This window comes from Clostridioides sp. ES-W-0018-02 (assembly GCF_020658175.1).
In the GTDB taxonomy this organism is placed as follows: domain Bacteria; phylum Bacillota; class Clostridia; order Peptostreptococcales; family Peptostreptococcaceae; genus Clostridioides.
Genome location: NZ_JACVVY010000003.1, coordinates 53,631 through 66,621 on the forward strand (window position 1 = coordinate 53,631; position 12,991 = coordinate 66,621).

8 protein-coding genes are annotated in these 12,991 nt (G+C 30.0%); 7 read left to right on the plus strand and 1 reads right to left on the minus strand.

What is annotated here, in order from left to right; genetic code table 11:
- The first annotated feature begins 8 nt into the window (after positions 1-8).
- From IC219_RS09115 to IC219_RS09145, 7 genes are all read left to right on the plus strand, one after another.
- A complete protein-coding gene (locus IC219_RS09115) occupies positions 9-1,265 on the plus strand; it encodes an OFA family MFS transporter (protein ID WP_227830961.1) in 1,257 nt (418 codons plus the stop codon).
- 18 nt (positions 1,266-1,283) lie between these two features.
- Positions 1,284-3,239, plus strand: a complete 1,956-nt coding sequence (locus tag IC219_RS09120) for an FAD-dependent oxidoreductase (protein ID WP_227830960.1) — start codon at positions 1,284-1,286, stop codon at positions 3,237-3,239.
- Positions 3,240-3,471: 232 nt separating this feature from the next.
- Complete coding sequence (locus IC219_RS09125) at positions 3,472-4,332, plus strand: PRD domain-containing protein (RefSeq protein WP_227830959.1); 861 nt, start codon at positions 3,472-3,474, stop codon at positions 4,330-4,332.
- The gene (locus tag IC219_RS09130; protein ID WP_227830958.1) at positions 4,322-6,193 is read left to right on the plus strand and encodes a beta-glucoside-specific PTS transporter subunit IIABC; all 1,872 of its coding nucleotides are present in this window, start codon (positions 4,322-4,324) and stop codon (positions 6,191-6,193) included. Before IC219_RS09125 ends, IC219_RS09130 begins: the two co-directional genes overlap by 11 nt.
- A 19-nt stretch (positions 6,194-6,212) precedes the next feature.
- Positions 6,213-7,655 carry a family 1 glycosylhydrolase gene (locus IC219_RS09135; RefSeq protein WP_227830957.1) on the plus strand — a complete coding sequence of 481 codons (1,443 nt, stop codon included), beginning with the start codon at positions 6,213-6,215 and terminating at the stop codon, positions 7,653-7,655.
- Between the two features lie 846 nt (positions 7,656-8,501).
- Positions 8,502-9,710: a hypothetical protein gene (locus tag IC219_RS09140; RefSeq protein WP_227433832.1), complete on the plus strand. Its 1,209-nt coding sequence runs from the start codon at positions 8,502-8,504 to the stop codon at positions 9,708-9,710.
- A 30-nt stretch (positions 9,711-9,740) separates the two neighbouring features.
- A complete protein-coding gene (locus IC219_RS09145) occupies positions 9,741-11,120 on the plus strand; it encodes a M20 family metallopeptidase (protein ID WP_227830956.1) in 1,380 nt (459 codons plus the stop codon).
- A 261-nt stretch (positions 11,121-11,381) separates the two neighbouring features.
- On the opposite strand, the gene IC219_RS09150 is transcribed toward IC219_RS09145, so the two are convergent.
- Entirely contained in the window at positions 11,382-12,707 is a 1,326-nt protein-coding gene (locus tag IC219_RS09150; RefSeq protein ID WP_227830955.1) for a hypothetical protein, read from the minus strand.
- Positions 12,708-12,991: the final 284 nt, after the last annotated feature.

A 12,991-nucleotide genomic window follows, 5' to 3' on the forward strand; every position in this document is an offset into this window, starting at 1 on the left:
AAAAAATAATGAACTATACTAAAAAAAGATGGATTATATTAATCGCAAGTTGTTTTATTAATTTGTGCATTGGGTCAATCTATGCATGGAGTGTATTTGCTACACCCATGGCAGAATACTTAAGTGGAATTAATGGAACAGCATTTACTGCAGGAACTTTAGCAATAGTATTCACAGTTACTAATTCAGTTGGACCTATAACTATGATTACTGGAGGTCGAATAAATGATAAGTTTGGACCTAAGAAAGTTATTTTTGTAGGTGGTCTTATATTTGGTATTGGTATGATTTTATCTGGATTTTCAAAAAGCTTACCAATGTTAATATTAACATATGGAATCGTACTAGGTCTTGGGGTTGGTATGGTGTATGGGTGTACAATAAGCAACTCTGTTAAATTTTTCCCAGATAAACGTGGGTTAGTAGGGGGAATAACAACTGCTGCTTATGGATTTAGTTCTGTAATTATACCACCAATAGCAAATAGCATAACTACTAGTTTTGGTATTACGACAGCATTTAAGTCAATTGGGATAGTATTTCTTATAGTTGTATGTGGAGCATCATTTTTTATTGAAAAATGCCCAGATGATTTTGCACCAGAAGGATGGACACCACCAGTTATGCAAGGTAAGCAGTCAAAAAATAAAGATTGGAGAGAAATGCTTTCTTCATCAATATTCTATGTGATGATTATTTTATTAACATGTGGAGCTTTTTATGGATTGATGTGTACATCCATGGCATCTGCCTTAGCACAAAATATGATAGGCATGACATCAGCAACAGCTGCAATGGCAGTTTCAGTTTTAGCTTTATTCAATACAGCAGGTCGTATTGTGGCAGGTTATATATCAGATAAGATAGGTAGAATAAATACCTTATCAATGGCATTTATAATTTCAATTGTAGGTTTATTTTGTTTATCAACTTCAGTACAAGGAGAAGTAGTGAAGTTTTACATAGGGATTTCTATTATAGGAGTATGTTTTGGGGCATTTATGGGGGTATTCCCAGGGTTTACAGTAGACCAGTTTGGGCCTAAAAATAATAGCGTTAATTATGGAATCATGTTTATAGGATTTGCATTTGCAGGATACATTGGACCTACAGTAATGAAAAATGTTTATGCAGTAGATGGTAATTATACAAGAGCATTCACAATAGGAATTGTTATGGCAATAATAGGCTTAGGATTAACCTTTGTTTATAGATTTGTAAATAATAAAGAAATATCAAAATATCAGAGCAAAAAAATAAGTTAATATGGAGGAGATAATATTATGAAAAGAAAATATCCAAATTTATGTAAACCAATTCAAATAGGAAATGTAATATTCAAAAATAGAATGTTTTCTGCACCAATGGGTGGAACAGATATAACAGCTGACTGTACAATAGGACCAAAGTCAACAGCATTTTATGAATTAAGAGCAAAGGGTGGGGCTGGAGCTGTAACTATAAGTGAATGTATGGTTCATCCAGAAACTGATGGTTCACATGCATATCATTTAGATTTAAAAATAGTTGATTCTTTAGCCAGTTTTACATATACAGCAGATGCTATAAGACGTCATGGTGCAATACCAAGTGTAGAACTATCACATTCTGGTCAATATGCAGGAACTTATCTAGTGGACAAAAACAAAAAGCAAGGTTTGTCACAGTATGGAGTAAGTCCAAGTACAAGAGCGGATGGTCTAGAAATAAAGGAATTAACTCAAGAATTAATAGATGATATAGTAAAATCTTATGGAGAAGTTGCAGGTATTGCTAAAAGAGCTGGGTTTGAAATGATAATGGTTCATGGAGGACATGGATGGCTAATCAATCAATTCTTATCACCATACTTTAATAAAAGAACTGATAAATATGGAGGTACTTTAGAAAATAGGGTACGTTTTGCACAAGAAGTATTAGACAGCGTTCGTAAAGCTGTAGGTCCAGGATTCCCAATAGAATTTAGATTAAGTGGCTCTGAATTATTTGAAGGTGGATATGATTTAGCTGAGGGTATTGAAATATCTAAGCTATTAGAGTCAAGAATTGACTTGCTTCATGTTTCAGCAGGAACATATCAAAGAGGGTTTGGAATAACACATCCATCTATGTTTGTACCTCATGGATGTAATGTTTATCTTGCAGCGGAAATCAAAAAACATGTAAGTGTACCAGTTGCAACTCTTGGTGGACTAAATGACCCAGCTCAAATGGAAGAGATAATAGCAAGTGGAAAAGCTGATGTAGTTGAAATGGCAAGAGCATTATTAGCAGACCACGAACTTCCAAAAAAGGTAATGTCAAATAGAGGTGAGGATATAGTTAAGTGTTTAAGATGTTTCACTTGTATGGCTGAAAGAGCTGCAACTTCCACTAGAAGATGTACAGTAAATCCACTTATAGGTCGTGAAATAGAAGGTATGGAAATAACTCCAGTATTAAAACCTAAAAAAGTTTTAGTAGCAGGTGGAGGACCAGGAGGATTAAAAGCAGCAATAACAGCAGCACAACGTGGTCATAAAGTAATACTTTGTGAAAAATCAGATGCATTAGGTGGAATCTTAAAAGGAGAGAAAGCTATACCATTTAAATATGAAATGTATGAACTTGGAAATACTTTTAGCAAATTAGCAAAAGATGAAGGTGTAGAAATACGCTTAAATACAAAAGTTACTGAAGAGTATGTAGAAAAAGAAAATGTGGATGCTCTAATAATAGCAGTAGGCTCATCTCCATTAGTTCCTCCAATTCCAGGACTTGATGGTGATAATGTAGTAGTTGTCAACAATTATTATCTAGAAAAAGATAAGGTAGAAGCTGTGAAAGAAATAATAGTACTTGGTGGAGGTCTTGCTGGATGTGAAACAGCGATACATTTAGCTAAAGAAGGTAAGAAGGTTCATCTAGTGGAAATGAGAAGTGAACTTGCTCCAGATGCAAATATAAGACATCGTCCAATACTTTTAGATGAAATAGAAAAGCAAGGTGTTGAAGTACATACAGAATTTAAAGGATTAAAAGTATCAGAGGAAGGCGTTCTTTGTGCTGATAAAGATGGTAATGAAATTTTAGTCCCAGGAACACATGTTATATGTGCACTTGGACAAAGAGCCAATAGAAGTATAGTAGAGGAGTTAATAGATTGTGCTCCATATGTAGCACAAATCGGTGATTGTGTACGTCCATCTACTATAACTACAGCAGTATATCAAGGATATCATGCAGCACTTGATATATAATATATGTGAAGTTTATAAAATAAAAAATATTTAGGAAATCGTTGACAGATTTACATAGATAGTATACTATATAGAATATAAAATTAAACAAAAAAGAATTCTAATTATGGCGATGTAGTCATAATTTTGAGTATGTTACTGATTAGCAGGCAGAACTCAAGTATATATGTGAAAAATAGAGGAATACTCTATACATATATGCTTGAGTTCTTTTTATTGAAAGGAGGAATATATGAAAATAATTCAGATTTTAAATAATAATGTAGCCTTGGTAAAAAGAGGTAAAAATGAAATTATAGTATTTGTCAAAGGAATTGGGTTTAAAAAAAGAGTGGGACAAGTAATAAGTGAAAATGAAATAGAGAGAACTTATATACTAGATTCATATGATATGCTAGAACACTTTAGCTATCTACTACAAAACTCAGATTCTAACAACATAGTTCTTATTAATGAAATAATTGAATATGGCGAGAAAGTTTTAAACATAAAATCAAGTGACTATCTAAGTTTAACTTTACTAGATCATCTAGAGTTTTTGCTTAAAAGATGTGAAAAGAATCAATTCATAAAAAGCCCTTTGGTATGGAATGTTAAAAGATTTTATCCAAAGCACTTTGAGATTGGTATGCATGCTCTGAAATTAATTGGTGAAAGTAAGGAAATTAATCTTCCTGATGATGAAGCAGTATCAATAGCACTTCATTTTGTAAATATGGAGGTAAATAAAAAATCTCATGATGATACAGTGGTGGAATTAAGAACTTTAGGAGATATAATTTCTATAATAAAATATCATTTTAATGTAGAGTTAAATGAAACTTCAACAAACTATATGAGATTTACGACTCATCTACAATACTTTATACAAAGAATTATGTCAGATGAAGCTTCAACAGATGAAGATGGTTCAATAGACCTATATAAGCAGGTGAGTAAACTTTATCCAAAATCATTTGGAAGTGTTCAAAAAATAAGAAAATATGTAAAATCACAATTTAATGTTGATATATCTATAAGTGAAGAAACTTATCTAATGTTACATATAAATAGGGTGACTCAAAGATTGGAGGCAAAATCAGATGAAGTATAAAGATTTAAATGAAAATATAATAAAACTTATAGGCGGAAAAGAAAATATAAAGTCGGTAGCACATTGTGTTACTCGTTTAAGACTTACATTAAATGATAGAAGTATAGCTAAAACAGAAGAAATTAAAAAATTAAAAGGAGTAATTGATGTAGTTTCTAATGACGTTGCTTATCAAATTATAATAGGAACTCATGTTGTAGATGTATATAATGAGTTTATGTCTATGGTAGGTTTAAATTCAAGTGAATCAAGTATAAAGAGTGAAAGTAAAAAAGGAGTTAAAGGTATCAAAGGCCTATTTAATTCCATACTTGTGGTAGTTTCAGAGACTATGACTTCAGTAATTGAAGTACTACTTGCAGCTGGGATACTTGCAAGTATACTAGCACTTTTAAACATGTCAGGTATACTTCATAGTGATAGTCCTACATATCAAATATTGGACACATTAAGAAGTGCTACGTTTCACTTCTTACCAGTATTAATTGCAATAGCATCAGCAAAAAGACTTAACGTAAATCCTTATATAGCAGTAGTATTAGCAGTTACATTATTATCTTCATCAATAGATGGTGTGGAAGGGTTAAGTATATTTGGTATAAATTTACAAACAACAACTTATGCAAATAGTTTTATTCCAATACTTTTAGGGGTATGGGCAATGGGAATTGTAATTGAGTGTTTGAAAAAAATATTACCTAAAGCACTACACTATTTTTTAGTTCCAGTATTATCTTTAATAATAACTTTATCAGTTACATTAACAGTATTTGGACCTATTGGTACGTGGATTGGTGATGGATTAAACTATGCATGTATGTTTTTAATTGATACATTAGGAAATTGGAGTGTTGTTGCTTTATATGCAGCCTTACAACCACTCTTAATAGTATTTGGTGCAGCAAATTTTACTATGCCAATAGCTTTAAATTCTGTAACAGCATTAGGATATGACCCAATTTTTATGGGAGCAGCAACAATATCTGATATTGCAGTTTGTGGTGCTATGTTTGGATATTTCTTAAAAACTAGAAATAAAGAACAAAAGCAATTATTTGGTACAGTAAGTTTTAGTGCACTTATGGGAGTCACAGAGCCTTCAGTGTTTGGGGTATTTATGAAATATAGAAGACCATTTGTAGCAGTAATGATAGGTGGAGGCTTAGGTGGTTTAATAGCGGGATTAGCACAAGTTAAAACATATGGAATGGTATGGGGATTAGCAGCATTACCAACATATCTTGTTGGAGGAGAGATGTCTAACTTTATATTTATGATAATAGGTGTAGTGGTAGCATTTGTGGCTGCAACAATAGCTTCTTATTTATTAGGAATACCTTCAGGTGAAAAAGAAAAAGTTGAAAATAATAATAAAAAAGAATTAGAACTAATAGTTAATGAAAATAGCTCAAGAACTATTAGTGTTGGAAATGTTGCAAAAGGTCAAGTAATTGCACTTGAAGAGATTAATGATAAGGCATTTTCATCTGGAGCACTAGGCAAGGGGATTGGAATTATACCTAGTGAATCAAAATCAATGGTTATGTCTCCTGTGGATGGTACTATAACTATAGTATTTCCAACTAAACATGCCTATGGTATAGTGACTGATGAAGGATTAGAAATCTTAATTCATATTGGGATAGATACTGTAAATCTAGATGGAAGATTCTTTGAAAGCCTTGTAACACAAAATCAAAGAGTTAAAAAAGGTGATTCTTTAGCAATATTTGAATCTGATAAGATTATTGAAGAAGGATTTGATTCAACTATAATAATAGTAGTTACAAATACCAGTGATTACTTAGATGTAATTTCATCAAGTGATGAATCAGAAGAGCTATTAACTGTAATAGTATAAATTTTAGGAGGAGAAATTTATGAATTTTGAAGATACATTTTTCTGGGGAGGAAGTATTGCAGCACATCAATGTGAAGGTGCATGGGATGTTGATAATAAAGGAGCTGCAATTATGGATTTTGTAACTAAAGGCTCTTATGAAACACCAAGAGTAATTACTGATAAAATAGAAGAAGAATTGGATTACCCATCTCATAATGGAATTGATTTTTATAATAGATATAAAGAAGATATAGCTTTATTTAAAGAAATAGGCTTTAGTGCATTAAGAATATCTATAGACTGGTCAAGAATTTTTCCAAACGGGGATGATAATAATCCTAACGAGTTAGGTCTTAAATATTATGAAGATTTAATAGATACTTTAATAGAAAATAATATAGAGCCTATTGTAACACTATATCATTTTGAGTTACCTATGAATTTAGTACATAAATATGGTTCATGGAATAACAGAAAGCTTATAGATTTGTATTTAAAGTATAGTGAGACTATAATGAGAAAGTTTGATAACAAAGTAAAGTATTGGGTTACATTTAATGAGATGAATCATATTGACCCTCAAACAGAGCACTCTGATATTTTTACTTATATGATAGCAGGAATTAAGTATAGTGAAATGCAAGACAAGGTTCAGATACTGGCAAATGTAGGGTATAATATGACATTAGCAAGTGTAAAGGTTACAAAGTTGGCTAGAGAAATCAATCCAAATAATAAAGTTGGATGTGTATTTGGATTAAATCCAATTTATCCATATAATTGCAATCCTAGTAATGTATTAAATGCGTTCTTAGATAATGACCGTGACTATTATCAAATTGATGCAATGTGTAATGGAAAGTTTCCTCAGTATAAATTAAGAGAATATGAAAAAAATAATATAAATATTGAAGTAACTAATGAAGATAAAGAAGCATTTAAAGACGGTAAATTAGATTTTATAGGACTTAATTATTATTTTTCAAGTGTGTCTATTCCAAAAGAAAGTTTATCAAGTGATAAATCCTTATTTGGAGGAGTTCAAAATCCATACTTGGAACAAAGTAAGTGGGGATGGGCAATAGACCCTATAGGGCTAAGATTTACTTTAAACTATATTTACAGAAAGTATCAGTTACCTATCTTAATTACAGAAAATGGCTTAGGAGCATATGATAAAGTTGAAGAAGATGGAACTATAAATGATGATTATAGAATTGAGTATCTAAGTAAGCATCTATCACAAATGAAGTCTGCAATTAAAGAGGATAATGTTGAATGTTTTGGATATTTAATGTGGGCACCAATTGACTTAGTCAGTGCAACTACAGGACAGATGAGTAAAAGATATGGATTTATATATGTTGATTTAGATGATGAAGGTAAAGGTAGTTTTAAGAGATATAAGAAAAAATCATTTGACTGGTATAAAGAGGTCATAAAATCTAATGGAGATAATTTAAGTTCGTTAGATATGTAAAATAAAATGTGTATTCTCCTAAAAATAGTGGTAGTAAAGAGGTTAGTTTAATTACTATAATTGGAGGTACACATTTTTATATATAAAAAGTATTAAAACATGTAAACTTACCATTCATAATATGTTTTATTTACTATATAAAACTATAAGTTTATAAAAAATTGTCGGAATATATTGACAAAGAGGGAATTTAAAATTATAATTTATATCAAGAATAGTCTGACAATATAAAAGATAATATCTTTAAAACTTAATAATTTTTTATAGCTATTTTAAGAATAATTTAAGACTAGTAATGCCCATAACTTATCATTAATTTAATATGATAAATAATTTTGTTTCTTAAAATATGCTTTTTAAAGTTATTAGACAAAGCTTAATTTGAAGGAGGGAGAATAATATCAAATATAAGTTTATATTTAAAGTTAAAGAAGATTTAGAAAGAGGTATTTTTTAGTAATAGATATGTTATTAATTTATATTAGATATTTTAAGAATAATTTAAGACGTATATAAGGTGCAAATCTTATATCCAATATTTAAATAAATATAAGTTTTCTAACATGTATATTAAGATTAAAGATAATTGTGGTACAATTCTAAATTTATCCAATAATGTAGAGGCTTAAAGCTTTAAAAGAAATCTAGTAAGTTAATAATTTATAGCTAACATTTAAAAGATTAACTATAGATATATTTATTTGGATATTTTAGGAATAATTTAAGACGTATGAAAATGTAAAAAATATCAAGTTGTGCTATATGTAGTTAAAAGTAACTTCAGAATATACACTTTATAATTATTGTTTTATTGATAAAAATTATTATATTTAGGAGGAAACAACAATGGAAAATTTTTGGAATCCACTTACTTGCTTTACTGTATGTGTAATGATTTATGCTTTTAGTGAGTTTTTATCTAAGAAAACAAAAGGTGCAATTTCAACATTGCTATTTGTATGTATTATATTTTTATTAGGCTTTTGGACAAATATTCTTCCAAAAGACGTTACAGGAGCATCAGGGATATTAGCTGCAATGAGTAACTTTGGTATAGCATTGTTAATAACTAACTTGGGAACGCTTATAAACCTTGAGGATTTATGCCATGAATGGAAAACAGTTGTAATTGCATTAGTAGGTATTGTAGGCATAGCGGTTGGTTGTTTCACAGTTGGTAGTATGTTATTTGGTAGAGAGTATGCTTTAATAGCAGCACCTCCAATAGCAGGTTCTACTGTTGCTGGTATTATTGTAACAACGGTTGCAGAAGCAGCAAATAGACCTGAACTTGCAGCATTTGTAATCCTAGTATTGTCATTTCAAAAATTCTTTGGTATTCCTATAACAACATATTGCATAAATAAAGAATTAAAATTTAAAAGAGATAGGGGAGATTTCTTAAAGGATGTATCAAAGAGTAATTTTAAGCTTCCAAGTATGAGAATTTTTAAAGAAGAATCAAATAAGAAATCCTCCAATCTAGTATATCTTGCAAAACTTTCATTTGTTGCTATGATTGGGAACTTTGTAGGATTAGCTACTCTAATACCAGGATTTACTCCAGCAAATTATTATTTAAATCCAAATATAGCATGCTTGTTAGTAGGTTTAATTTTTACACGAATAGGATTTTTAGAAAAGGGAATTTTAGATAAATCTCAATCTAATGGAATTATAATGTTTGGATGTATGTTAATGTTACCTGGAGGACTTGCTAAGGTAACTCCAACAGCATTATTTGCAATGATTGTTCCAACTATAGGAATTCTAGTTGTAGGAGCTGTATTCATAATACTATTTACTGCAATTGTAGGAAAGTTATTAGGATACTCTCCAAGAATGTCAGCAGCAATTGGTGTAACTTGTATGCTTGCTTATCCAGCAACACAGATAATTTCTAATGAAGGTATTGATGCTATGGAAGGAACTGTAGAAGAGAAGCAAAGGGCAACAGATTATTTATTACCAAAAATGATTATAGGGGGATTTGTTACTGTAACTATTGCTTCAGTGGCATTTGCTAGTATAATAGGTCCACTTATATTTGGTTAATGTAAAATAGATTTATGGGAGGTAAAGTTAATGATAGGAAATATTTCTATAAATGAGATAGATGAAAAAAGACTCAAACTTGATGATTTAAGTAAGAAAATATGGAAAAATCCAGAGAAAGCATTTAAAGAATTCAAAGCATGTGAAAATACAGCAAATTTTCTAAGAAGTGAAGGATTTGATGTAGAAATAGGAGTAGGAGGCTTAACTACAGCTATTAAGGCTAGTTTTGGCTCAGGAAAACCAGTTATAGGTTTTATGGGAGAGTTTGATGCGCTACCTGGTTTAAACCAAAAAGTTTCAACAAAGCAAGAAGCATTTGAATTGGGCGGTTATGGTCATGGATGTGGACATAACTTATTATGTACTGCACATGTAGGAGCAGTAGTAGGACTTAAAAGAGAAATGATAGAAAACAATTTAAGTGGAACTATAGTATTTTATGCATGTCCAGGAGAAGAACAGTTAACAGGTAAAGGATTTATGGCTAGAGGTGGTGCATTTAAAGGATTAGACTTAGCTATAAATTTCCATCCAAATAAAATTAGTGAAGCTACAGTTGGCATATCAACAGCTGTTAACTCTGTAAAATTTCATTTTAAAGGAAAAACTGCACATGCTGGTTCAGACCCGCAAAATGGAAGAAGTGCTTTAGATGCTGTAGAACTTACTAATGTAGGAGCTAATTATTTGAGAGAACATGTTACTTCTGATGTAAGAATTCATTATACCATTACAGGTGGAGGAGTAGCACCTAACATAGTTCCTGATAAAGCATCAGTATGGTATTATACAAGAGCTTTAAGTAGGGAAGCTGTAGAAAATACATATGAAAGACTTATAAAAGTAGCAAAAGGAGCTGCAATGATGACTGAGACTGAGGTTGAAGTAGAGTTTTTAGGAGGATGTTATAATACTCTAAATAATCATGTCTTAGCAAATCTTGTGTCAGAATGTATGGATAATATTAAACAAGAGCCTTGGACTCAAGATGAATTGGATTTTGCAGCTGAATTAGATAGACAAAGCCCACAACAATATAAGGCTATGATAAATAAATATAATTTACCAGAAGGAACTCATCTATATTATGGTGGAGGAAATGTTACGAACTTTAATAGCTATGGTTCTACTGATATTGGAGATGTAATGCATATAGTTCCTACAGCCTACTTTTTTACAGGATGTACAAACTTAGGGGCACCTGGGCATAGTTGGCAGTTTACATCTTGTGCAGGAAGTTCTATTGGAGAAAAAGGTATGATATATGCGGCAAAAATTATGGCTATGTTTGGAGCTAAGATACTGAATAATCCAGATATAGCTAAAAAGGCAAAAGAAGAATTCGATAAATCTATGAATGGAAAAACATATAAGTGTCCTATTCCAGATGATATTCCAACTCCTTAAATGAGATATAAAGTTTAAAATATAAGATTACAATTTTTATGCCAGCATTTTTTCATTATCAAAAGAACACGAAATTTTACTGTTTATTTGCTCATTGCGAAGTGAAATGGCTACAAAATAATTTTAATAGGGAATAACATAAATTATTAATAAATATCACAAAAGGTATATCTTAAAAACCAAATATGGGATATACCTTTTAGAAAACCATATAACTTTATTTACTATTCAATGATAAAATATTTTTATGTACTCTAGATTTTAATGTTTGTTTTCTGATATAAATAATTTGTATACCCTCTCAGGTCTACCTTTTGTTGAGTTTTGTTTTTCGTATAATATAGTAGCATTTCCAGACTTTAGTAGACTACTTAAAAATCTATTGGCAGTTCTTACTGTTACATTTAAACAAGAAGATAATTCCTTAGGAGTAACTTCATCTCTTTGAAGAATTTCAGTAACAGATATAATCTTTTGAATAGTAAGAGTAGACAATTTGGAATTTTTAGCAATTGTATTTATGTGTGGAGTTACTTTATTTGAAACAGTAAGTAATTTATCACATAGTAAAGGCCCTATTGTCTCATAACTTTCATTAACTAAGAAACTGTAGTTTAAAGGATTTATTTTAGATTCCTTATTAGCATTTATAGCATTAGACATAGCTTGTTTTATATTATTACCAATTCCATACCCAACACATACTTTAAGGTTTATACTATTTTCAATAGATTCTTTTATATAACATGTAGTGAAATTTTTAGTTAATGATTTAATGGTCTCACATTTAGTAAAAATCTTAAAAGAGCTACTATCTTTTTCAATTATAAAATCAGTTAATTTATCTTTTTTTAGATTGTTTAATATTTTATAAATTTGGTCTATAGTATAATCATAATGGTTCATATCTTTAACTGTTATATATATTACACCAGGTTGGTTTACCTTCATTCTATGCAGATGAATGTCCTTTATTAATTCATTAAAAGTACTTTTCAATAAATTTATGTCAGGATATATGAAGTGAAAATTTACTCCTGCATCTTGTAACATAGGAACAATACTACTAAAACGAGTAGTAGAAAAATCAATTTTCCCTTCATTCCATAACTTAATATGTTTTTTTTCAATATTTTTTTCAAGCTCTGCTATATCAGATAAACTCATCTTAGAGGCATTTTCATTAATACTACACATTAAATCTCCAAATGTACCATTTGATAAATAATATGATATGTCTTTTGGATTATCTGCCCAGTCCATTAGGTCAAAGTATGCTCTAGAAAAATCTAATGTATTGTATTTAAAAATAAGTTTTAGAAACATATCGTAATAACTTTGTAAATCAGTACCAAAATCAACTAAAGGTTTTTTTATAGTACCAACTTTTTTTGTAATAGCTTCCTTAGGTATAGGTCCACTGACTGCGAATCCATCAAACTTATCTTCGATTTCTAGATATAAATCTCCAACATGAGAAAAATCTTTATAAATATATATTTCAATTTCTGCATTAATATTTAATTTTTTTATAGAATTAGCTACAAATTCTTTTAAAAATTCAGTTGTTATGATTGCTATTTTCATAGATTACTTCCTTTTCAATTATTATAGTTATTTATATAACTTTTACTTTTTCTATTCATGGCAAAACTATATTTCTTTGTACTATTATATATAATAATATCATGCTCAAATATTTATTGTCTAACTAATTATAATGTATTAAAAATGAAAAATTGGTGATAGACATCATTACTGAAAATTGTCTCCATCATGGAAATCTGTGAAGTAGCTGTCACATAACACTTTATAATTGCTAGTGTGACAGCCACATATATATTTAAAGAGATAGTATTTAATGTATATTG